17 protein-coding genes are annotated in these 23,192 nt (G+C 73.2%); 10 read left to right on the plus strand and 7 right to left on the minus strand.

The genetic code is table 11. The features are described from left to right. The first annotated feature begins 10 nt into the window (after positions 1-10). A complete protein-coding gene (gene treY / locus ACIGXO_RS06475; RefSeq protein ID WP_399781152.1) occupies positions 11-2,557 on the plus strand; it encodes a malto-oligosyltrehalose synthase in 2,547 nt (848 codons plus the stop codon). On the opposite strand, the gene ACIGXO_RS06480 is transcribed toward treY, so the two are convergent. Next, the gene (locus ACIGXO_RS06480; RefSeq protein ID WP_399781155.1) at positions 2,544-3,089 is read right to left on the minus strand and encodes an FHA domain-containing protein; all 546 of its coding nucleotides are present in this window, start codon (positions 3,087-3,089) and stop codon (positions 2,544-2,546) included. The two genes, treY and ACIGXO_RS06480, sit on opposite strands and share 14 nt — an antisense overlap. A gap of 253 nt (positions 3,090-3,342) precedes the next feature. On the opposite strand from ACIGXO_RS06480, the gene ACIGXO_RS06485 reads away from it, so the two are divergent. Further along, positions 3,343-4,260 (plus strand): GNAT family N-acetyltransferase, encoded by a 918-nt coding sequence (locus ACIGXO_RS06485; RefSeq protein WP_399781158.1) that lies wholly within the window; start codon positions 3,343-3,345, stop codon positions 4,258-4,260. 70 nt (positions 4,261-4,330) lie between these two features. Beyond that, positions 4,331-6,094: a malto-oligosyltrehalose trehalohydrolase gene (gene treZ / locus ACIGXO_RS06490; RefSeq protein WP_399781161.1), complete on the plus strand. Its 1,764-nt coding sequence runs from the start codon at positions 4,331-4,333 to the stop codon at positions 6,092-6,094. A gap of 7 nt (positions 6,095-6,101) precedes the next feature. Here the strand turns inward: treZ and ACIGXO_RS06495 are convergent, their stop codons facing one another. Continuing rightward, on the minus strand, positions 6,102-7,550 hold the full coding sequence (locus ACIGXO_RS06495) for a purine-cytosine permease family protein (protein ID WP_399781164.1): 1,449 nt from the start codon (positions 7,548-7,550) through the stop codon (positions 6,102-6,104). A gap of 175 nt (positions 7,551-7,725) precedes the next feature. Between ACIGXO_RS06495 and ACIGXO_RS06500 the strand changes: the two genes are divergently transcribed. Beyond that, complete coding sequence (locus ACIGXO_RS06500; RefSeq protein WP_399781961.1) at positions 7,726-9,240, plus strand: PucR family transcriptional regulator; 1,515 nt, start codon at positions 7,726-7,728, stop codon at positions 9,238-9,240. Between the two features lie 27 nt (positions 9,241-9,267). Here ACIGXO_RS06500 and ligD read toward each other — a convergent pair whose 3' ends face one another. After that, on the minus strand, positions 9,268-10,311 hold the full coding sequence (ligD, locus tag ACIGXO_RS06505; protein ID WP_399781166.1) for a non-homologous end-joining DNA ligase: 1,044 nt from the start codon (positions 10,309-10,311) through the stop codon (positions 9,268-9,270). Positions 10,312-10,419: 108 nt separating this feature from the next. On the opposite strand from ligD, the gene ACIGXO_RS06510 reads away from it, so the two are divergent. Beyond that, complete coding sequence (locus ACIGXO_RS06510) at positions 10,420-11,493, plus strand: ATP-dependent DNA ligase (RefSeq protein ID WP_399781168.1); 1,074 nt, start codon at positions 10,420-10,422, stop codon at positions 11,491-11,493. A gap of 43 nt (positions 11,494-11,536) precedes the next feature. On the opposite strand, the gene ACIGXO_RS06515 is transcribed toward ACIGXO_RS06510, so the two are convergent. Then, the gene (locus ACIGXO_RS06515; protein WP_399781171.1) at positions 11,537-14,998 is read right to left on the minus strand and encodes a DEAD/DEAH box helicase; all 3,462 of its coding nucleotides are present in this window, start codon (positions 14,996-14,998) and stop codon (positions 11,537-11,539) included. Positions 14,999-15,296: 298 nt separating this feature from the next. Here ACIGXO_RS06515 and ACIGXO_RS06520 point away from each other — a divergent pair, with 298 nt between their 5' ends. The 5 genes from ACIGXO_RS06520 (at position 15,297) to ACIGXO_RS06540 (ending at position 20,225) form a co-directional block, all read left to right on the plus strand. Continuing rightward, positions 15,297-16,688 (plus strand): DUF1932 domain-containing protein, encoded by a 1,392-nt coding sequence (locus ACIGXO_RS06520; protein WP_399781174.1) that lies wholly within the window; start codon positions 15,297-15,299, stop codon positions 16,686-16,688. After that, positions 16,685-18,022 (plus strand): TRAP transporter large permease subunit, encoded by a 1,338-nt coding sequence (locus ACIGXO_RS06525; protein WP_399781176.1) that lies wholly within the window; start codon positions 16,685-16,687, stop codon positions 18,020-18,022. Before ACIGXO_RS06520 ends, ACIGXO_RS06525 begins: the two co-directional genes overlap by 4 nt. 16 nt (positions 18,023-18,038) lie before the next feature. Further along, complete coding sequence (locus ACIGXO_RS06530) at positions 18,039-18,320, plus strand: hypothetical protein (protein ID WP_399781179.1); 282 nt, start codon at positions 18,039-18,041, stop codon at positions 18,318-18,320. 154 nt (positions 18,321-18,474) lie between these two features. Continuing rightward, the gene (locus ACIGXO_RS06535; protein WP_399781182.1) at positions 18,475-19,227 is read left to right on the plus strand and encodes an IclR family transcriptional regulator; all 753 of its coding nucleotides are present in this window, start codon (positions 18,475-18,477) and stop codon (positions 19,225-19,227) included. Positions 19,228-19,241: 14 nt separating this feature from the next. Beyond that, the gene (locus ACIGXO_RS06540; RefSeq protein WP_399781186.1) at positions 19,242-20,225 is read left to right on the plus strand and encodes a cyclase family protein; all 984 of its coding nucleotides are present in this window, start codon (positions 19,242-19,244) and stop codon (positions 20,223-20,225) included. On the opposite strand, the gene ACIGXO_RS06545 is transcribed toward ACIGXO_RS06540, so the two are convergent. From ACIGXO_RS06545 to murC, 3 genes are all read right to left on the minus strand, one after another. Continuing rightward, a complete protein-coding gene (locus ACIGXO_RS06545) occupies positions 20,196-21,221 on the minus strand; it encodes a hypothetical protein (RefSeq protein WP_399781189.1) in 1,026 nt (341 codons plus the stop codon). The two genes, ACIGXO_RS06540 and ACIGXO_RS06545, sit on opposite strands and share 30 nt — an antisense overlap. A gap of 136 nt (positions 21,222-21,357) precedes the next feature. Next, positions 21,358-21,765, minus strand: a complete 408-nt coding sequence (gene msrB, locus ACIGXO_RS06550) for a peptide-methionine (R)-S-oxide reductase MsrB (RefSeq protein WP_399781191.1) — start codon at positions 21,763-21,765, stop codon at positions 21,358-21,360. A 29-nt stretch (positions 21,766-21,794) separates the two neighbouring features. Next, on the minus strand, positions 21,795-23,192 hold the full coding sequence (murC, locus tag ACIGXO_RS06555; protein WP_399781194.1) for a UDP-N-acetylmuramate--L-alanine ligase: 1,398 nt from the start codon (positions 23,190-23,192) through the stop codon (positions 21,795-21,797).

Below are 23,192 nucleotides of genomic sequence, written 5' to 3' on the forward strand. Positions count from 1 at the left end.
GTGTGTCCCCATGACGCCCGAATTCAGCGCGCCGCCCACCGCCACCTACCGGCTGCAGCTCCAGCCCGGCTTCCCGTTCGCCGCGGCCGAGAAGGCCGTGCCGTACCTCGCGGCCCTGGGCGTCTCGCACCTGCACCTCTCCCCCGTGCTCGGCGCCGTCCCCGGGTCGACGCACGGCTACGACGTGGTGGACCACTCCGTGGTGCGCGCCGAGCTGGGCGGCGAGGAGGGGCTGCGCGCGCTGTCCCGGAAGGCCGCGGCGCACGGTCTGCGGCTCGTGGTGGACCTGGTGCCCAATCACATGGCCCGGCCGGCCCCCGCTTCCTTGAACGGGCCACTGTGGTCCGTTCTGCGGGACGGGCCCGCCTCCCCGTACGCCCGCTGGTTCGACATCGACTGGGAGGGCGGGCACGGCGGGCGGCTGCTGATGCCCGTACTGGGCGGGCGGCTGGCCGACGAGCTGCCCCATATGCGCGTCGAGGGGGACGTGCTGCGCTACCACGAACACGCGTTCCCCATCCGCCCCGGTACGGAGCGGCTGCCGCTCCCCCAGCTCCTGGATGCGCAGTGGTACCGGCTCTCCTGGTGGCGGCTGGCCCGCACCGAGCTGAACTACCGGCGCTTCTTCACCATCTCCGAGCTGATCGCGGTCCGGGTCGAGGACCCCGAGGTCTTCCGGGCGACGCACGCCACGGTGCTGCGGCTCCTGGAGGACGGCGTGATCGACGGGCTGCGCATCGACCACCCGGACGGGCTGGCAGACCCCGCGGGCTATCTGGCGCGGCTGCGACAGGCCACGGGCGGGCGCTGGACGGTCGTCGAGAAGATCCTCACCGGCGACGAACGGCTTCCGGAGAGCTGGGCCTGCGCGGGCACCACGGGCTACGACGCGCTGCGCCACATCGACGGGCTCTTCGTGTGCCCGGACGGCGCCGACCGGCTCTTCGGGGTCTACCGCGACACCGTGGCGCCGCTGGCCGACCGCGGCGGCGACTGGGAAGAAACGGTACGCCAGGCCGCGTACGAAGTCGTCACGCACGAGCTGTCGGCCGAGGTCGACCGATTGGTGCGTACGGCGGCGCGCATCAGCGAGCGCGCGCCGCACCACGGCGACCACGCCCCGTGGGCCCTGCGCCGCGCCCTGCACGAACTGCTCGTCCGGCTCCCGGTGTACCGCCCGTACGCGCACGACCCGTGGTGCGCCGAACGGGATGCCGCGATGCTGGCGGCGGCCGCCGAGGGCGCGGCCGCCGCCTTTGAAGTCCGCGAGGAGGGCCGCTCCGTGGCGCTCGTGCGCGACCTCGCGCTGGGCCGCCTGCGGGACACCTCCGGGGACGACAGCGCGGACCACGACGACTTCGCCGCCCGCTTCGCGCAGACCGCCTCCGCGCTGCACGCCAAGTCGGTGGAGGACCGCGCGTTCTACCGGTACGCGCCGCTGCTGTCCGCCTGCGAGGTCGGCGGCGACCCCGGTACGCCCGCGGTCCCGGTGGCGGCGTTCCACGCCTTCTGCGCCCGTCTGCAGGAGACCTGGCCCGCCTCCGGAACGGTGCTGTCCACCCACGACACCAAGCGCAGCGCCGACGTCCGGGCCCGCCTGGCGGCCGTCAGCGAGTGCCCCGAAGGCTGGCGCGAGGTGCTGACCCGGCTGAACGCCCGCACGGCCCGCACGATGGACGGCCCCGAACCCGATCCGCAGATGGCGTGGACGGCCTGGCAGACGGCGTTCGGACTGGCCGGCACCACCGTGCCCCCTCCTGGCGCGGCGGACGTCCCCTCCTGTGGCGCGGCGGTCGCCCCGGGGCCGGCGGGCGACGGCATCTCCTACGAGCGGCTCGCGCCGGCTGTCCTGAAGGCCGTGCGAGAGGCCGGGCTGAACACCACGTGGACCGAACAGAACACTTGGTACGAGGAGTCGGTCACGGAATTCCTGCGGGCGGGCCCGTGCAGCCCCGCGGCCGCCGCCGAATTGGCCGCGTTCGCCGACGAGCTGGCCCCGTTCATCCGCGCCAACGTGCTCGGCGCCGCGCTGCTGCACCTCACGATGCCGGGCGTCCCCGACCTCTACCAGGGCACGGAGCACGAGTACTTGGCGCTCGTCGACCCGGACAACCGCGCCCCCGCGCGCTTCTCGCCGGAGTTCCTGGCCGACGTGGACGGCGGCGGGGAGGGCGGCGGCCCGGCCGGTGAGTCGTACGCCACCCCAGGGCTCTCCGCCGAGAAGCTGCGGCTGACCGCCGCGGCGCTGCGGCTGCGCCGGGCGCACCCGGAGTGGTTCGGCCCGCAGGGCTCCTACCGGCCGCTGTACGCCGCCGGGGACCCGCACGGCCACTGCGTGGCCTTCGCCCGCGCCGACCGCGCGGTGACCGTGGCCACCCGGCTCTCGCTCCGCCTCGCCGAGTCCGGCGGCTGGCACGCGGCCGCCCTCCGGCTCCCCGGCGCGTCCGCGACCTGGCGCGACCTGCTCACCGGCCGCGACTTCGAAGGCCCCACGGTCCCGCTGGCCGCTCTCCTGGACCGGTGGCCGGTGGCCCTTCTGGTGCTCAGCGCCCCGTGAGCACGTAGGCCACGCTGCCGAAGGTGACGTGATCACCGGGGTGGACGGCGACCTCACCGAGGACGCGTCGGCCGTTGACGTACGTGCCGTTCATGGAGCCGAGGTCGCGCAGCAGCCACACGTCTCCCGAGGTGCGGAGCTGCGCATGGGAACGCGAGACCGTGTCGTCGTTCAGGCGCAGCCCCGCGCCCGGTGCGCGGCCTATCAGGAGGGGGAACGGCCCGGGGTCCGGCAGCAGCAGCTTGGGGAGGCGCTCCGTGCGCCATGCCCGGCGGACCATGATGTGGAAGGCGGACGCCTTGCCCACCGCGCGCAGCACGGCGCCCTCGAAGCGGCCGCGCGTGGCCAAGTCGCCGGTCGCCCGGTCCAGCTCACTGCGGTGCCGTGCGGTGAGCACCAGCTCCAGGCGGCGCAGAAAGGTGTCCTGGGACAGCCGCCCGTCGGCCGCGCCCTCGCGCAGCAGCGCCAGCGCGCGATCCCGCTCGGCATCCGACAAGCGGGCCGGTCGCGCCGGGAATTCGAGCGATGTCATGGCCCGATTGTCCGGCGAGTTCCGGCCTTCTGTCCAGGCAGCACCCGGAGCATCGGAAATTCGCTCGCGCCGCGTACGGAGGGTCGGTTACTGTTCGGCACGTGAACGGCCCGCGGCAGAAGGGCCGGTGAGGCGGAAGGAGGCGGAACGGCATGTACGGCACGGCCAATGCTCTGTTCGCGCGCTCCCGCGCCGCCCGCCGCATACGCTGACGGGCCGTCGGGAGCGCGCCTCCCGAGAGGACTCGTACACCATGACCGATCTGGTCATCCGCGCGCTCACCGAAGGCGACGCGCAGCTCTTCGAGACACTGCACGACCCCACGGCTCCGCTCCTGGGGCACGACCGCTTCGGCCGGCCGTACGCCACGGTCGCGGCCGGCGGCGAGTACCGCCCCAACTGGACGTGGGTCGCGCTGCGCGACGGCGTCGTCGTGGCGCGCGCCGCCTGGTGGGCCGGCCCGGGCGACACCCGCCCGATCGCCCTGGACCGGCTGGACTTCGCGCCCGGCGAGGCCGCAGCGGCGGCCGAACTGCTGCGCGCCGCGCCGCTGTCGGCCGAGTACGTCCTGATGCTGCCGCCCGGCTGGCGTGCGCAGCCCGACGTGCGGGCCGCCGCCGAGGCCCGCATGGACGTCGTACGGGCCGCCGGGCTGCGCCCGATGGTCGAGCGCTTCCGGTACGACTGGACCCCCGAGTGCGGCGTGCCCGCGGCCCCGGGGCGGCTGGACTTCCGGCCGGAGCCGGACGACGAGGTGATCCTGGACGTGCTGCGCCAGGTGGAGCGCGGTTCGCTGGACGCGCATGCCCGGCAGGCCGTCGCCGCGGGCGGCGTGGAGCAGGCCGCCCGGGAGGAGCTGGAGTTCTTCCACTGGTGCCCGTCGCCGCGCGACTGGTGGCGGGTGGCGTACACCCCCGAAGGACAGGTCGTCGGGCTGCACATCCCGGCGCGCAACCACACCTCGCCCATCGTGGGGTTCATCGGGGTCGTCCCGGCCCAGCGCGGCCACAGCTACGCGTACGACCTGCTGGCCGACTGCACGCGTTTTCTGGCCGGGCTCGGCGTGGACCGGATCGTCGCCGAGACGGACCAGCACAACACCCCAATGGCGGCGGCATTCGCCAAGGCGGGGTACCCCGTCACCCAGGAGCGTGCTTTCTTCGACGGGTAGGCGCAGCACGTAGGCGCGTCGGTGCCCACGGGGGCGCGTCGCGGTGGTGTGACGAGGAAGGAGACGCCACGTGCTCTTCGAGGTGTGGGCACCGGACGCCGGTCGGGTGGAGCTCGTGCAGGAGGACCGCGCCGTACCCATGACGCGCTGCCCCTCCCGTACGGGCTGGTGGCGGGCCGAGGCGACGGCCCGCGACGGGGACCGGTACGCCTTCCGGCTGGACGGCGGCGAGCCGCTGCCCGACCCGCGCGCGGCCCGGCTGCCGGACGGCCCCGGCGGCCCGGCCGCGGTCGTGGACCACGCCCGGTACGCCTGGCGGCACGACTGGCCGGGCCGCGGGCTGCCCGGCGCGGTCCTCTACGAGCTGCACATCGGGACGTTCACCCCCGGGGGCACGTTCGATGCGGCCGTCGAGCGGCTGCCGCACCTGAAGGAGCTCGGCATCACGCACATCGAGGTGATGCCGGTCTGCCCGTTCCCCGGTACGCACGGCTGGGGGTACGAGGGCATCGCCCCGTGGGCGGTGCACGAGCCGTACGGGGGCCCGGACGGGCTGAAGCGCTTCGTGGACGCCGCGCACGGCCTCGGGCTCGGCGTCGTCCTGGACGTCGTGCACAACCACCTCGGCCCGTACGGCAACCACCTGCCCGCCTTCGGGCCGTACTTCACCGACACCCACCACACGCCCTGGGGCGCCGCGGTCAACCTCGACGCGCCCGGCTCCGACGAGGTCCGCGCGTACTTCGTGGGCAGCGCGCTGTCCTGGCTGCGCGACTACCGGGTCGACGGGCTGCGCCTGGATGCCGTGCACGCGCTGCACGACACCCGGGCCCGGCACTTCCTCGCCGAGCTGTCGGAGGCGGTGGACGCGCTCGGCGCGCAGCTGCGCCGCCCGCTGTTCCTGATCGCCGAGTCCGACCTCAACGATCCGCGGACGACGGCGCCGCGCCCCTACGGGGGCCACGGCCTGCACGCCCAGTGGAACGACGACTTCCACCACGCCCTGCACGCCGCGCTCACCGGCGAGTCCCAGGGTTACTACGCCGACTTCGCGCAGGCCCCGATGGCGGCCCTCGCGACGACGTTGACCAGCGGCTTCTTCCACGCCGGTACGTACTCCAGCTTCCGGGAGCGCAGGCACGGCGCGCCGCTCGACATACGCGCCACCCCCGCACACCGATTGCTCGGTTACACGCAGACGCACGACCAGATCGGGAACCGCGCGCTCGGCGACCGCCTCTCGGCGCAGCTCTCCCCCGGCCTTCAGGCGTGCGCCGCCGCACTCGTGCTGTGCGCCCCGTACACGCCGATGCTCTTCATGGGTGAGGAGTGGGGCGCCGGCACGCCCTGGCAGTTCTTCACCGACCACACCGATCCGGAGCTGGCGGAGGCGGTACGCAACGGGCGGCGCCGGGAGTTCGCCGCGCACGGCTGGCAGGCCGAGGAGATCCCCGATCCGCAGGACCCGGCCACCCGGGAGCGCTCCTGCCTGGACTGGAGTGAACCGGGGCGGGCGCCCCACAGCACGCTGCTCGACTGGTACCGCACGCTCCTCGCACTCCGTTGCGAGCTGCCGGCGCTCACCGACCCGGACCTGACCCGTACGCGCGTGGCGTACGACGAGGAGGCGCGGTGGCTGCGGCTGGACCGGCTGACGCCCGAGGGCCCGGGGAGCGTGCACCTCGCGGTGAATCTGCACCCCTCCCGTACCGCGGCCGTCCCGCTGCCGTACGAGGGCGCAGAGACGCTCGCAGGCCGCCCGGCGCCCCCGGAACGGGGCGCGGACGGCCTGCTGCGGCTGGAGCCCGCCGCGGTGGCGCTGCTCAGGACCTGACGGCCCGTTACGCGACTGCCGACTCGCGGTCGGCCGGGTCGCCGTCCAGCTCGCGCTCGCTCGCCTCGACCGCGGCCTGCTCGGCGGCCAGGTCGAGGTTGCGGTTGAGCACGTAGTACAGCCCGCCGCCGATGAGCAGGCCGGGCACGAAGGAGAGGTCCGCGCCGCCCAGGGCCTTAGCGACCGGGCCTTCCCAGGCGTGCGTGGCGAAGAACGGGATCATCGTGACGAAGCCGACGGCGTAGGAGACGATGCCGCGCCAGGACCAGCGGCCGTAGATGCCGCCGTTCGAGTCGAAGATCGCGGTGACCGCGTAGTGGCCGCGCCGCACGCAGTAGAAGTCCACCAGGTTGACCGCGGTCCACGGCACCAGGAAGTACAGCATCATCAGCACGAAGGTGTTGAAGCTCTCCAGGTAGTTCTCCGGGAGCAGCATGGCGACGGTGAAGATCACGACGCCGACCGCCGCGATGCCGGCGACCCGCAGCCGGACGGTCGGCTTGACCGTACGGAAGGCGTCCACGGCGCTGGTGGTGGTGAGCATCGCGCCGTACGCGTTGACGGCCGTGATGCCGATCAGGGCGACGGAGGAGACCACCACGGCGAAGGTGCCGAAGCCGGGCAGGATGTCGTTGCCGACCTGGCGGATACCGGTGATCGCGCCCGGCTCGGGCAGCGCGGAGGACAGCAGCGCGCCGAGCGACATCAGCCATACGGCGGAGCCGGCCGCGCCGGCGTAGGTCCACCAGATGACCTTGCGGGCCGGGACGTCCTTCGGCAGGTAGCGGGAGTAGTCCGAGACGTAGATCGCGTAGCTGATCTGGTAGCCGGCCGCGGCGGAGAAGACGACCAGGAAGGAGGTCCAGGTCGAGCCGCCACCGGACGCGGCGGCGTGCGCGGTACCCGGGTCCAGCTGGACGAACGCCCCGATGGTGAGCACGCCGAAGACGGCGATCAGTACGTACGTCAGCCAGCGCTGCACGAGGTGCAGCAGGTCGTGGCCGACGACCGCGAGGACGATCGCGAGGGCGATGATCAGGGCGTACCAGAGAGTCGTGCCACCGGGCAGGACCGTCTGCAGCCCCTCCGTGGCCAGCACCACATTGAAGACGTTGAAGCCGACGTACACGAAGACGACGGCGGCGAAGGGCACGATGGCGCCGCGCGTGCCGAACTGGGCACGCGACTGGATCATCTGCGGCAGGCCCATCCGGGGGCCCTGGTTGGCATGGAACGCCATGAAGAAGGTGCCGAAACAGGCACCGAGAATCACGGCCAGCACGGACATGCCCAGACTCAGGCCCAGCTCGGGGCCGAGGAAGCCGGTGACCATCGTGGTGAGCACGAAGTTCCCGGTGAACCAGAACGGCCCCTGGTGCCAGACCTTGCCGTGGCGCTCGCGCACGGGCACATAGTCGATCGATCGTTGTTCGATGACCCTGGGGGCGGCAGCCATGGGTCCTCCTCGGGTGGTGCGGTGATCGGCTTGGGGGCCGTAGTACGGGGACGGTGGGGCCTGCGGGGGTGGTGCGGCCCGGGGTGAGCGCGGTGGTGTGAACCTACGGGCCCGTTCGGAGCCGCTTCGATCGCCCGATCGTCCATCCGATAGATATGTGATGGACACTATGTCTATGCCGCTGTACCTCACCGACCTCCTGGCGCGCCCGGACCTGAATCTCTCGGTCACCGGCGACCCCGCGCCCGGGCTGCTGGACCGCACCATCGACGCCGCCACCGTCTCGGACCTGCTGCATCCCGGCGAGTGGCTGCAGGGCGGCGAGCTGCTGATGACCATCGGGCTGCTGCTGCCGATGGAGCCCGCCGCCTGCCGCGCGTACGTCGCCGACGTGGCCGCCGGCGGCGCGGCGGCCCTGGCGCTCGGCCTCGGGCACGGCCTCCCGTACCAGGCGGCGCCGCAGCCCCTGGTGGACGCGGCACAGGAGGCCGGCCTGCCGCTGCTCACCGTCCCGGACGAGGTGCCGTTCATCGCCGTCACGAAGGCCGTCTTCGAGGCGCGCGCCCACGAGGAGCGGCAGGTGCTGCAGCGGGCCTTCGCGACCCAGCGGCGGCTGACCGCGGCGGCCACGGACAACGGGCTGCGCCCGATGCTGGAGGAGTGGACGGCGGCCACCGGGGTGGGTGCCGCGGTCCTCGACCCCCTGGGGCGGCTGCTCGCCTCGGGAGGGCCGGACGCCGAGCCTCTCTTGGACAGCGCGCGCGACCTCATCGACCGGGTGGCCTCCCGGGGGCTGCGCGGCAGCGCGGCCAGTACGGCCGGCGGCCGGCAACTCGAAGTGCAGCCGCTGGGCGCCCGCCGCCTGCGCGGGCTGCTCCTCCTGAGCGGCGGTCCCGACGCCGCGGCCCGCGCCGTCGTCCCCGGCCTGGTCTCCCTGCTCTCCCTGGAGCTGGAGCGGCGCCATCTGATGGACGAGCCGGAGCGGCGCCGGCGCTCCGCGCTCCTCTCGGAGCTGCTCGCCGAGCCCGAGGGCGGCCAGGAGCGGGCCGCGGGGCGGGCGCAGGACATCCTCGCCTCGGTCGGGCTGGCCACGGACCGAGTGCGCGGCGTCGTGGTCGAGGCGCCTCAGGAGTCCGCCCAGGAGGCGGCCGCCGACCTCGCCCTCGCCGTACCGGGCGGACTGGTGCGGGTCACCGAGGGCGGCCTCGTCGAGGCGGTGGTCGCCGAGGAGCTGGACGTACGGGACGTCCTCAGCCGCTTCGTACCGGGCTGCCCCGCCGGTCTCGGCCCGCCGGCCGCCCCCGAGGCCGTACGGGCCTCCCTGCGGCAGGCAGCCGGGCTGCTGGGCCTGAGCCGGAGCTCGGGCACGCCGGTCGAGGCCCGCGAGAGCGAGGCCAGCCGGCTGCTCCTGGAGCTCGGCGACCGGCGCACCCTCCTCGGCTACGCGGACGCCGTGCTGAGCCCCCTGGACCTCGCCGACAACGGCGAGGAGCTGGTCGCCACGCTGGCCGCCTGGCTGGAGACCGGCGGCTCCTGGGACACCACCAGCCGCCGCCTCGGCGTCCACCGCCACACCGTCCGCAACCGCCTCGACAAGGCCATGGCCCTCACGGGCCGCCGCCTCGACGACGCGGACGACCGCTTCGACCTGTGGCTGGCGACGCGGATCCGGCGCGGGGGCCGGGTCTAGCGGCGGGCCGGCGACGCGGCGACGCCCTCAGTGGCGGGCGCGGCTCGGCTGCACGCGGGTGGGCTCGCCCGGCATCTTCGGATGGTCGGGCGGATAGGGCAGGTCGCCGAGTCCGGCGTCGCGCTCGGCGAGTTCGAAGACGCGTTCCAGTCCGAAGGCGTGGTCGGCCATGTCGGCGTGCACGTCGCCCCGCTCCGCGTACCGGGCCGGCATCGTGGCCAGGTCGAAGTCGAACGGCTCGGCGTCGTCCAGCTCGTCCCAGCGCAGCGGCGCGGACACCGTGGCCCGCGGCCGGGGCCGCACCGAGTACGCGGAGGCGATGGTGCGGTCCCGCGCCATCTGGTTGTAGTCGACGAAGACCCGGGTGCCGCGCTCCTCCTTCCACCAGGCCGTGGTCACCTCGTCCGGCATCCGCCGGGACAGCTCGCGGCCGAGGGTGATGGCCGCGCGCCGCACTTCGGTGAAGGTCCAGCGCGGCTCGATCGGCACGTACACGTGCAGCCCGCGGCCTCCGGAGGTCTTCGGCCAGCCCCGCAGGCCCAGCTCGTCCAGGAGCGCGTGCAGCTCGTGGGCGGCCCGTACGGCGTCCCCGTAGTCGGTGCCCGGCTGCGGGTCGAGGTCGATGCGCAGCTCGTCGGGGTGGTCGGGCCGGCCGCGGCGGACCGGCCACGGGTGGAAGGTGAGGCAGCCCAGGTTCGCCGCCCACAGGACGGCGGCGGGCTCGGTGGGGCAGATCTCGTCGGCCGAGCGGCCGCTGGGGAAGGTGATGTGGGCGGTCGGCAGCCAGTCGGGCTTGTTCTTCGGGGCGCGCTTCTGGAAGAACGACTCGCCGGTGACGCCGTCCGGATACCGCTCCAGGGTCGTCGGCCGGTCGCGCAGCGCCCGGGTGATGCCGTCGGCGACGGCCACGTAGTACTGCGCCAGGTCCAGCTTCGTATAGCCGCGCTCCGGGAAGTACACCTTGTCCGGGTGGGACAGCCGTACGGTACGGCCGCCGACCTCGATCTCCACTGCCGCGCCGCCCGCACCCTTGGCCCCGCTCGTGCCACCCGTACCGCCTGTACCGCCCATGGCCGCCACGGTAAGTCGATGGCAGCGGCCCCGCTCGTCGGGCGAGGTCCGGCGGCGTCCGACTCCGCTCGCCGGGCGGCATAACGGGTGTATGCGCACAATCGAGACATGGATCTCCCGGTGATGCCACCCGTGAAGCCGATGCTGGCCAAGCCCGCGGCGAAGATCCCGTCCGGGATGCAGTACGAGGCCAAATGGGACGGCTTCCGGGCCATCGTCTACCGGGACGGCGACGAGATCGAGCTCGACAGCCGCACCGGCAAGCCGCTCACCCGCTACTTCCCCGAGCTGGTGGAGGCGCTGCGCGCCAACGTGCCCGAGCGCTGCGTACTGGACGGCGAGATCGTGATCGCGCGCGGCGACCGGCTGGACTTTGACGCGCTCACCGAGCGGATCCACCCGGCCAAGTCCCGGGTCGACCTGCTCGCCGAGCGGACCCCGGCCGGCTTCGTCGCGTTCGACCTGCTGGCGCTGGACAATGAAGCGCTGCTCGGCGCGCCCCAGAAGGAGCGGCGCGCACGGCTGACCGAGGCCCTGCGGGGCGCCGAGGCGCCGGTACACCTCGCGCCCGCCACCACGGACGCAGCGCTCGCCGCCGAGTGGTTCACCCAGTACGAGGGCGCCGGCCTGGACGGCGTGCTCGCCAAGCCGCTGGACATGCCGTACCGCCCGAACGAGCGGGTCATGGTCAAGATCAAGCACGAGCGCACGGCAGACTGCGTGCTCGCCGGCTTCCGCTTCCACAAGAGCGGCCCCGTGGTCGGCTCGCTGCTGCTCGGCCTGTACGACGCGGCCGGCACGCTGCAGCACGTCGGGGTCTGCGCCGCGTTCTCCATGAAGCGGCGCGAGGAACTGGTGGCCGAACTGGAGCCGCTGCGCATGGAGTCGGCGGCGGGCCACCCCTGGGCGCACTGGGCGGAGGAGGAGGCGCACGAGTCGGCGCGGCTGCCCGGCGCGCCCAGCCGCTGGAGCGGCAAGAAGGACCTCTCCTGGGTGCCGCTGCGCCCGGAGCGGGTGCTGGAGGTGGCGTACGACCACATGGAGAACGGGCAGCGCTTCCGGCACACCGCCCAGTTCCGCCGCTGGCGCCCGGACCGCACCCCGGAGAGCTGCACGTACGCACAACTGGAGGAGCCGGTGCGGTACGACCTGGGGAAGGTGCTGACCCGAAGGGTGGACTGAAAGGCCAGGGGTCAGCCATGTCACGCCCTTGCCAACCGCCTGATCACCGGGCGAAGCGCTGCAACCGGCGGGCGAGTACCGAGAAATGGCGCTGCCCGCGCCAGGACTCGTGATTGCCGATCACGATGAGCCGGCGCTTGGCCCGGCTCACCGCGACGTTCAGGAGGTTGGGCTTGCCGGCGGCCCAACGCCGCGACCCCGCCGCGTCCGGGTGGGTGCCCAGGACGACGATCACCACGTCCGCCTCCTTGCCCTGCGCGGTGTGCACCGTACCGACGCGGTCGTACGGGACCAGGCCGTGGAGGGCCTCGGCGGCACGCGCCGCGACCTCCCGGAAGGGGCTGATGACGTAGAGCTCGTCCGCCGGCAGGCCCTTGGCGAAGAGACGGTGCACCGCATCGACGAGCGCCCGCCCCTCGGCCGGCACCCACTTGCCGGTCGTCTCCTGGGAACGTACGTCCCACCAGAAGCTGCGCGGCATGGGCTCGAACCCGCCCCTGTCGCCGACCCCGTGCACCATCAGCCCGTCATAGGCGATCTCGTTGCTGATGGTGAACATCGGGTCCTCACAGCGCCGGTGCACGCGCAGCGGCGCGCCGACCCACACCTCCGTCGAGCCGTCCGGCAAGGCCGCGGGCAGCGTCGTGCCCCAGCGCCCCAACCGGTCCGCGACCTGCTGCGCCGACGTCCACGAGGGCACCCACTCCTGGGCCGCACGATGGTGTTCGCGCAGTCGCTGCTGGGCGGTCCACGGCAGCACGACGACGGGCTCCAGCTGGAGCGGGTCACCGACGAGCACCGCGCGGCGGCTGCGCCAGAGCGCCCCCACGGGCAGCTGCGGAGCGGCTTGGCCTGCCTCGTCGACGAACAGCCAGCCCAGTTCCTCGCGGCCGAGGCCGGCGAACAGCCGGTCGTACGACGCGAAGGTGGTGGAGACGACGGGCACGGTCAGGAACAGGTTCTGCCAGGCGGCGCGTACGGCCGCGGGCTTCAGGTCCTTCGGTGCGTCACCGCCGACCACCTCCATGGCCGCCTGGAGGTTCTTGAGCATGACGTCCCCCGCCGCGCTCAGGAAGGCGCGGTGCAGACGCAGCGCTTCGAGGAACAGCCGGGTGCGCGCTGCCGCGAACTCCTCGTCGGCCCATGGCGCGGACTTCTCCCGGCGCTCGACCGCTTCCCGTCCGGCGTCCGCCGTGAAGTCCGCGGGATCGGGCACATGGAGGCCCCAGCGCTCGCGTGCGTTCCGCACGGTCGCTTCCAGCGCGTCCGCCCGCTCCTGCCGGGCCTGTACCGCCTCGGCCAGCCGCTGTGCCGCAGCGGCCTCCCGACGGGCCGCTTCGAGCCGGGTGCGGGCCGCCTCGGCGGCCTCCGCCGCCTGCTCGACGAGGGCGGAGAGGCGTTCGTACTCGTCCTGCCAGAGGCGATTCGTCCGTCCCCCGGTGAACAGGCTCTGCAGCATGCCCGGCTGGGTGGCCTGGTGGTCGTAGCGGCGCACCCGGTGCCCCTCTTCGGCCTCCGCCAGCCGCTCGGCCTCGCTCAGGGCCGCGGCGGCCCGCTGCCGCAGGAGGGGCAGCGCCTCGACGGCGGTGGCGGCCTGCCGCACGGCGTCGGCCAGGTCCCGCCGGGCCCCTGCGAGGTCCCGCAGCGCCTGCGCGGCCTGCTGCCGTTCGTCGCGCATCCGCTCCACCTCCCGCCGTGCGGCCTTGAAGCGGCGCACGGCGCCTGCCCAGTCGGCCGGCTCGGGAGGCTGCTCGCCTCTTCCGCTGAGGATGTGCCACAGCCCCCGGTCCGTACGGGTACGCCGCGTTCCCCCTCGTGCCGTCCGCTCCCGCAGCTGCCCCCACCAGAAGCTCTCGACGAACTCGCCCCGGTTCTTGCGGTTGCCCAGCCGGGCCGCGACCGCGCCCCACGCCTCGGCCCCGCCCAGCATCAACGACGCCTGCTCGGAGAGGTATCCGGCCTCGTCCCGCCATTGTGCCGCGATGGCGCCGAGGGAGGGGATCTCGTCGGTGATGTTCTGCACCGCTCCGTTGTTGGCCGACGCCACCACCATCTCGTGCCCCGCCAGCTGCGGTTTCAGCTCCCGTACGGTCCGGGAGTACTGCGCGCTGCGCCAGCTGTGGGCCGCGCCGAACGCCTCCTGGGGGCTGCGCAGTTCGGCCAGGGCGCAGGCGCGGCGGGTGACCAGGGCGGCGATGACGTCGCGCAGCATGGTCGTCTTGCCGCTGCCCGGCGGCCCGTTCACGGAGAAGACCCCGTGGGCGCCGTCGAGCTCGGCGAGCAGCCTGTTCACGGCGAACTGCTGGCTCAGCACCAGCGACTTGTCGGTGGCCGACGGCCATCTGCCCAGCGGGAGGTGCTCGGGGTCCACGCCCGTCAGCACCTCTTCCGGGTGTTCGCGCACGTCCTGACGGCGCCCGAGGTCGATCCGGGCGGTCTCGGTCAGGTACGTCTCCAGGGCGCGCCCGGCACGTCCCGCCGCCAGCTCACCCGCGACCCGCTCCAGGTCGTCCGCGATGAAGCTGTTGAGGAAGCGCTGCCCCGCCGCCTCGTCGTCCTTCCCCTCGCGCACCTGGACGCTCTCCACCCGCGCGGCGTCCGGTACCAGGTCAGCGGTCACGCCGAAGCGTTCGGCGAGCCACGCCGTGAAGGCGGCGATGTCCTCGAACGTCAGTGGTCTGGTACCGAGGGCTTCCGGCAGCCGCTCCTCGGCGCCGGGCTCCCCGGCGGAGTCCGTGCTCCCGTTTCCACGACTCTCGTTCCCGCGCCCCTCGTTCCCCCGGCCACGGGCGGCGTCGATCGCCCCCTGTGTCAGCGTCTCGGTGGCCTTCCCGGCAGCCGACTGCGCGGCCTTGCCGACGGCCCCCTGGACGGTCGATCCCACCACGCCCCGCACCAGCTCGCCCAGCCCGGAGGCCACCCCGCTGGTCACCGCGTCGGCGACCAGCGTCCCCGCCACCGCGAGGAGGCCGCCGGGGCCGGAACGGCCGCCCTGCACCCGCAGCTTCCCGTCCCCCAGGTCCAGCATCCGCTGCTCACATGCCGCGGCCTCATCGGCGAAGCCGTCCAGCCAGCGCGCGTCGGACGGCCCCGGTGAGCGGGTGCGGCCGACCGCCCAGGCGCAGGCCGAGAAGAGGACGGAACCCTTCAGGAGCCGTCCGTCCTGGTTGACGGTGAACGCCATGAGGGCGCTGTCGCCGCCGCTCCGCCCGTCGCGGTCCTCGTCCGCCGGGTCGGGGAAGACCTCGGCGAGCACATCCCGCACCCGCTCGATGCCGAACACCCCGCAGTAGACGGTGTGCTGCCAGGTGTGCTTCGGCCGGAGCCGGGGCAACCGCGCCCCGTCCTCCCAGGGAAGCGGAGTGTCCGGCCTGGCGGCGAACACCTGCTCGACAGGCTTCACGCCGGGGATCTTCTGCGGGCTGAAGAGCTCGACCGCCCGCCAGAACCGCACCACATCCGCCCTGCGCCGCCGCTCACCGGAGTCCGCCGCCAACAGGATCATCCCCCTCCGCCCGCACCGCGCCGAGTTGATCAGCGTAGCGACAACCGGAGGGCCACGCGGGGCGGGTTCCGCCGAAACCCCGGTTGTACAGGGGGACTTCGGGGCGCACGGCACCTTGTGTGTCTTCGTGCGGCCACCCCGGACCTTTGATCGATCATTTTCCCAGCTCTTGACGTGCTCGCCACGCCCAAGCAACATCCTCCCGCACTCAGTGAGAAAACTTATCACTGTATGAGAAGCAACAAAGCGGCGCGCGAAGCGCAGAAGTACTCGGTGAATGCGAGCTAGGAGTGTGAGCGTGAAGGTCGGGATTCTGGGCCTGGGTGAGGCCGGTGCCCTGTATGCGAAGGGTTTCGTGGAGCAGGGCTGGCAGGTGGTCGGCTTTGATCCGGGCGATGTGCCCACCCCCGAGGGCGTGGGGCGCGCGGCCACGGTCGCCGAGGCGGTGCGGGCGTGCGATCTGGTGCTCGGCCTGACCGGGGCGAAGGCGGCGCTGGCCGTGGCGAAGGAAGCGGCACCGCACCTGGAGCCGACGACTGTGTACGCGGACATGAACGCGGGGGCCCCGGCGCTGAAGCGGAAGATCGCCGATGTGGTCGGCGAAGCGTCCGCCGCGGTCTTCGCCGATGTCTCCGTGATCGGCTCGGTGCCGAAGTACCGCCATCGGACGGCCCTGGTCGTCAGCGGCCAGGGGGCCTCCTCGATCGCCGACTACTTCGGCGCGCTCGGGGCTCCGGTGGAGGACCTGGGCACCGAGCCCGGGGCGGCCTCGGCGCGCAAGCTGCTGCGCAGCCTGTTCATGAAGGGGCTGGGGGCCGTCATCGTGGAGGCCGTGGACGCCGGCCGGGCGGCCGGCGACGAACAGTGGGTCCGTCAGCAGATCGCGCGGGAGCTCGCCGACGGCGGGGCGGCGCTGGAGCGGCTGTACGACGGGACGTACAAGCATGCCGACCGGCGAGCACGGGAGGCGTCGGCGGCCGCGGAACTCGTGGCGGAGCTCGGCCTCGATGCGGGACTGGCGCGCGCCATCAGCGAACTGCACGTTCTCGCCGACCGCTCCGAGGGGCTGCGGGACACCTCCCGGCTGACGCCCGAGCTGCTGTCGGCATACGCGGGGCTGCCGACGGCGAACATCGGCGACGCCACGGACCGGCTGGGGCTGCTGGACTCCGGTATCAGCGCGCTGTGGCCCGGAGCCCGGGCTGTCGGCCGCGCGTTGACGGTGTGGACCCGGGCCGGGGACAACCAGGCGCTGCATCAGGCCATCAAGATCGCCGAGCCCGGTGACATCATGGTCGTCAACGGTGAGGGAGACACCTCGCGCGCGCTGATCGGAGAGCTGATCGCCGAGCGCGCCCGGGCCCGGGGCGTGATCGGCATGGTGCTGGACGGAGCCGCCCGCGACGTCGAGGTGCTCGCCGGGATGGGCTTCCCCGTGTGGGCTCGTGCGGTCACCCCCGCCGGCCCCTACAAGTTCGGGCCGGGCCGGGTCGGAGTACCGGTCGCCGTGGGCGGTGTGGTGTGCCGGCCGGGCGACCTCGTCGCGGGGGACGGCGACGGTGTCGCGATCGTCCCGGCCGAGCGCGCGGCCGCCGTCCTGGCCGCCGCACGAGAGGTGGAGGCCGAGGAAGCGCGACGGCGTACTGAGATCCGCGCGGCGGCCGCCGCCACGCCAGGAGGAGCATCATGATCGCCGTATGGGCACTGGGCTGCTACATCGCGGCCATCATCGTGTGGAACGCCGTCCTGAAGCGCAACATCGGCGAGGCCCTGATCGTCGGCTTCGTGGTCACGGGCCTGTTCGCCGGGGGCGGCATCGGGCACGTCATGTGGCACGGCTTCGCCGAGGCCATGCAGGAAGAGGTCACCTTCGCCGCCCTGGCCTTCGTCTTCATGAGCTACCTGCTCGCCCGCACGCCGGTGCTGGACCAGCTGCTGGGCATCCTGAATTCGCTGCTCGGCCGGCTGCGCGGCGGCCCCGTCTACACCTCCACCGTCGCCGCCGGCGTCTTCGGTGCCATCGCCCACGTCGGGGCAGCGGTGACCGCCGCCGTCGGGTCGGTGACGATCCCCTGGATGAAACGCTCGAAGGTGAGCGGTGAGCTCGCGGCGACCGTCGCGGCCGGCGGTGCGGGCATGGGGGTGACCTTCCCCTTCAGCTCCACGATGTTCATCCTCATGGGGACGGCCGGCGTGGCCTCCATGGCCACCACCGACGACGTCGTCCTGCCCCTGTTCCTGGGCGGCCTGTGGTGCCTGGGCTACCGCCTGGTCGCCGCCTTCGTCATCGTGCGCCGCCACAAGGTGCAGCCCATGGACCGCGCCGACCTGCTGCCGCTGCGTGCCAGTCTCGCGGCGGGCTGGACGAGCCTCTTCCTGTTCGCCGCGATCGTGGTGCCGCTCCTGCTGACCAGGGGTCCCTCCGGCGGTGCCCTGGGCGACTGGGTCGGCACGAAGATGTCGGACGCGATCAGCCTGATCACCTGGATACCCGTCCTGCTGATCGCCACCGTCCTCGTCCTGGGCCGGCGCCACCTGCCGCGTTCGGGCCGCGAGTGGTGGCAGGTGCTGGGCGGCGCGGCCCCGCAGTTCGGCGTCATCGGCGTCACCATCGTGGCCGCCTTCTCCGCCTCCAACGTGCTGGGGGAACTCGGGCTGCCGCGGCAGCTGACCGAGCTGCTGGCCGGAGTGGACGCTCCCCTGTGGGCCATGGCCCTGATCGTGGGCGTCCTCGTGGTCGGCGTGGCGATTCCGCTCACCGCCAGTGCCACCATGGCCGCCATCGGCCCGGTCGCGGTCTCCTCGCTGGTCGGCGCCGGGGTACCGCCCGCCACCGCCTGCGTCGCGGTCCTCATCTTCGCCTCGACCGAGGGCGCCTCACCCCCGTCCGGCGCCCCCATCTACGTAGCCAGCGGTATCGCCGGCATCGACCCGGCCCGCACCTTCGTGCCACTGGCCACGTACTACTGCGTCCCCATCCTGCTCATCGGCGCCGCGGTGGCCACCGGCGTCCTGCCCGTCTGACCCGAAAGGCCACGCCATGGCGCACCGTCTGCTGCAACCGCTCTTCCGCCTCAGCATCATCGTCTTCCTGACCGGTGGCCTCGTCATCGTCCTCGGCCAGGCCCTCGGCATCGTGCTCGGTGACGCCCGCTGGGTAGCGGCTGTGCAAAGCGGCGCCCAGCCGTCCACCTGTATCGCCGCGAGCATCTGCGGGATCCTCTCCTTCGTCCTCTCCTACCGCGGGGCCGAGCGCCCCCAGAACACCGGTACCGGCGACCGCCTCTCCGAGCGGACCGCCACCACCAGCCGCTCGGACTGAGCCCGCACGAGCCGCCCGGACCGATCCCGCGCTGCTGCTCTCCCGCCTCCTGGGTGGACCTTGTGCGATCCACCCCCTGCTCGCAGACTGATAGGTCTTATCAGGACCGCATCACCACCTCCGTGCGCCGAGCAGACCATCCAGGAGCCGACCGATGACCACCGCGTCCGCGTCCACCATGCGATCCCTCGACCGGGCCTTCGACGTCCTGGGCGTCCTGGACGACACCCGGCAGCCACTGCGCCTCAGCGAGGTCGCGCGGCGCGCGGATCTGCATGTGGCCACGGCCCAGCGCATCCTCAACGTGCTCGTCGAACGCGGCTACGCGGCGAAGGAGGAGGCCGGTTACGTCGCCGGACCCGCCGCCCTCGCCACGGCCCACGCCTTCCTGGTGAACAACCGCCTCAGCCAGGTGGCCCTCCCCGTCCTGCAGGAACTGGCCGCCACCACCAGCCTGACGGCCAGCCTGTACGTACGCGTCGCGCTCGCCCGCGTGCTCATCGCCCGCGTCCAAGGACGCAACCCCCTGCGCTACCAACTCCCCATCGGCGAGAAGCTGCCCCTGCACCTCGGCGCCGGCAAGGCGCTGGCCGCATGGCTCCCCGACGCCGAACTCGACACGCTCGTCCGGCAGACCACGCCCTTCACGCGGATCTCCGGCGACCAGGTCACCGCCGATGACCTGGCAGCCGACCTCCGCCGGATCAAACAGGACGGCTACGCCCTCTCCCTGAGCGAACGCGTCCTCAACGTCACCGCCGTCAGCGCGCCCATCCACCGCGACGACCACGTCCTGGGCGCGCTCAGCATCACCGGAACCAGCGGCGAACTCGGCGAGGACGACCACGCCCGCCTCATCGGCGAAGTACGCCGGGCAGCCGACGCCATCGCCGCCCGCTGCCCCTGACAGAAAGCCACCCCGTGCCAGTCCCCGTGCTACTGCCCACGTACCGACAACTCGCCGAACGCACCGACGCGCCCGCCGGATCCAGCTGGTACCTCTTCACCGACCGGCCCGAACGCGGCATGGCCAACTTCGCGGGCCCGGACCAGGTACGCCGCGCCGCCGGGAGTGTCGTGCACGGCCGCGCGTTCAACCTGGACTACGCTCTGGACGCCTTCGACCCGCCCATGTCCAAGGCCCGCGGCATCCCCCGCCACCGCATCACCGCCAAGCACGCGCAGGCACGCGACGACGTCCTGGACGACTTCCACCTCCAGGCCGGCACCCAGGTCGACGGCCTGCGCCACCGCCGCGCCTCGGGACACGGCTTCTACAACGGCGTACCGGACCACGAGATCACCCCGCGCAGCCCCCGCCTGGGCGTCCAGCTGTGGGCCGAGACGCCGCTGGCGGGGCGCGGCCTCCTGATCGACATCGACGGGCTGCTCCGCGACCGCGGCACCCCGCTGCCCCACGAAGACGGTCCCGCGCTCACCACCGGCCTGCTGGACGAAGCGCTCGACGCACAGGGCTGTCGCGTCGAACCGGGCGACCTGATCCTCGTCCACACCGGATGGGCGGACTGGTACCTCACCACGACGCCCGGGCAACGCGCGGAAACCCGTGCCCGGCGGTGCGCCACCGGCTTCGCCCAGAGCCGCGCCTTCGCCGCCTGGTGCTGGGACCACCGCATCGCCCTGATGGCCACCGACACCTTCGCCGTCGAAGTCCTGCCCGTACGGCCCGACAGCGACTTCCACGACAGCGCGCCCGAGGACGACGGCATGATGCACCAGGAGCTGATCGCCAAGCTGGGCCTGCCCCTGGGCGAACTCTGGAACCTCACGGCCCTCGCGCAGGACTGCCGCGCCACGGGCCGCTGGGACAGCCTGCTCACCGTCAAGCCCCTCAACCTGACCGGCGGTGTCGGCTCACCGGCCAACGCCACCGCTCTTCGGTAGCGAGGGCGGGTGAGGGAAGGTGCGGGGCGACCGCAGGTGTTCGTGGAGGGCCGCGAAGGCCGTGTACGTGAGGGGGAGGGTCAGGGCCGCGGTGACCAGGATGCCGACGATGACGGGAGCGAGGATGCCGGCGTAGTAGGCGGCGAAGAAGTTTCCCGTGGCCTGTTCGAGGAGGGTCCGCACGAGGGGGCGCAGCGGCAGGGCGAGCTGCACCACCAGCCGGAGCACCCCGGCGGTGAGCGCGGCCAGCGGCAGCGCGAGGGCGAGGACGCGGACCCCTCCGGCGCGCGTCCACGTCAGCGACCAGGAACGGCGCAGGGCCGCGCGGGGGCCGAGGCCGTCGGCCGCGGCGGCCGGCGCGAGGGCGAGCGCGAGGCGCACCAGCACGGCGACGCACACGCCCGCCACCGGGGAGGCCGCGACGAGTGTGTGGGGCCACGACCCGCGCTTCAGATGCTGGTCTTCGGTGTCGAGAGCGGCGCTGGTGAGGCTGTCCGCCACAGCATAAAAGAGCAGCGGCAGGGGCCATACGGCCAGGGCGCGCAGCGTGTACACGGCGAGCACCGGCCGCAGCCGCGCGCGGACCGCGGCACGCATCCAGCCCTCCTCCGAGGGCGTTCGACTCCCTGCTGTGACGGCCCGGGAGCACACGCTCTGCAGGGCCGCGCTCCCGGTACCGAGGAGGAGCAGGAAGAGCGGGAGCGTGCAGAGGGCGACCAGCGCCAGGTCGGTGTGGTCGTGCAGGTAGGGGTCCTCGACGTAGTGGTACCAGATGCGCGCGTTCCGCATACGGGTGAAGACGGGCCAGGCGAGCGCGAAGATCGCGGCCGTCATCAGCAGCCCGGCCAGTCCGGCCAGGCCCACGACGCGTACCGTCACACCCGCCAGCGCCTTACGGTGCCGCCGCAGGACGGCGAACGTCGTGGCGGCGACGCCGCGTTGCGGGTTCCCGTCCCCCGGTGGCGCCGTACGGCCGGGCTGTGGGGTGCGCGTCATGGGCGGTCCTTCTGTACGTTCCGGATCCGTTCCCGGTGAGGACGCGGGGCGGGGCGGGCGCGGTTCTCCGGACAGGAACTCCCGGAGAGCCGCACGTACATGCAGGACCTGGGCCGACCGGCCCATCACACCGGCGTTACTTCTCGTCCGGCGTCAGCCTCAGCGAGATCGAGTTGATGCAGTAGCGCTGGTCCGTGGGCGTCGGGTAGCCCTCGCCCTCGAAGACGTGGCCGAGGTGGGAGCCGCAGCGGGAGCAGCGGACCTCCGTGCGGACCATGCCGTGGGAGCGGTCCTCGATCAGCTCGACGGCGTCGGAGTCCTTGGGGTCGTAGAAGGACGGCCAGCCGCAGTGGCTGGCGAACTTCGTGTCCGAGCGGAAGAGTTCGGCGCCGCAGGCGCGGCAGGAGTAGACGCCGGCGGTCTCCGTGTCGGTGTACTCGCCGACGAAGGCGGGCTCCGTGCCGGCCTCGCGGAGGACGCGGTACTCCGCGGGGGTCAGCTCGGCGCGCCACTGCTCGTCGGGCTTGTCGATCTCGTAGGCCATGTCTCGCTCCTTCGGGCCGGCGTACTGGGTCAGGCGTCGAGGCGGGCGAGGATCTCGGGGCCCAGCTCGGTCACGTCGCCCGCTCCCATGGTGAGAACAAGGTCGCCGGGGCCCGCCATTCCGGCGACGACGTCGGGGACCGCGGACTTGTCGTGCTCGGCGGTGACCGTCGCGCCGGCGGCCTCGGCGGCCTTGATGATCAGGTCGCTGGTCACGCCGGGGATCGGGTCCTCGCGGGCCGGGTAGATGTCCAGGACCACCGAGGCGTCGGCGAGAGCGAGCGCCTGGCCCATCTCCCGGCCCAGCTCCTGGGTGCGGGAGAAGAGGTGCGGCTGGAAGACGACGAGGACGCGGGAGTCGGCGGCGGCGCCGCGGATCGCCTCCAGGTCGGCGGTCATCTCGGTGGGGTGGTGCGCGTAGGAGTCGATGACCTGGACGCCCTTGGCCTCGCCCTTGAGCTGGAGGCGGCGCTTGACGCCGGTGTACGAGGGGAGCGCCGCGGCGAGGTCGGCGGGCGCGATGCCGAGGGCCGCGCCGGCGGCCAGCGCCGCGGTGGCGTTCAGCGCGTAATGCCGGCCGGGGACCGAGACCGTGAAGGACAGCTGCTCGCCGGTGGGGAGCTGCGCGGTGACCTCGCTGGTCAGGCCGCGCGGGGTGATGTCGAGGACGCGCAGGTCGGCGTCGTCCGCCTCGCCGTACGTGACGACCGTGAGGTCCGCGCGGCCGCGGACCCGGGTGGTCAGCTCGCGGGCACCGGCGTGATCCGCGGAGATCACGAGGGTGCCGCCGGGGCGCACCCTGCCCACGAAGGTCTCGAAGGACTCGTAGATCTCGTCCATCGAGGCGTAGTTCGCGTGGTGGTCCAGCTCGACGTTGAGGATGATCGCGACGTCGGGCGCGTACTTGTGGAAGCTGCGGTCGCTCTCGTCCGCCTCGGCCACGAAGATGTCGCCGGTGCCGTGGTGGGCGTTGGAGCCGGGCGCGTCGAGGTCGCCGCCGATGGCGTACGAGGGCTCCAGGCCGAGGGTCGTGAGGGCGACGGCCAGCATGGACGTGGTGGTCGTCTTGCCGTGCGTGCCGGCGACGGCGATCGGGCGCGCGCCGTCCATCAGGGCGGCGAGGGCGTCGGAGCGGTGCACGACCGGGATGCCGCGCTCGGCGGCGGCGGCCAGCTCGGGGTTGTCCGCACGGATGGCGGAGGAGACGACGACGCTGGTGGCGTCGGCGGCGAGGTGCTCGGCGGCGTGGCCGATGTGGACCGTGGCGCCGGCCTCGCGCAGGGCCAGCACGGTCGCCGACTCCCTGGCGTCGCTGCCCGCGACGGCGGCGCCGCGCTGCGCCAGGATCTTCGCGATGCCGGACATGCCGGCGCCGCCGATGCCGATGAAGTGCGGTCGGTCCATCGCGGCGGGGATGCCGGGTGCCAT

It is taken from the genome of Streptomyces sp. NPDC053542 (genome assembly GCF_044544685.1).
GTDB lineage: Bacteria > Actinomycetota > Actinomycetes > Streptomycetales > Streptomycetaceae > Streptomyces.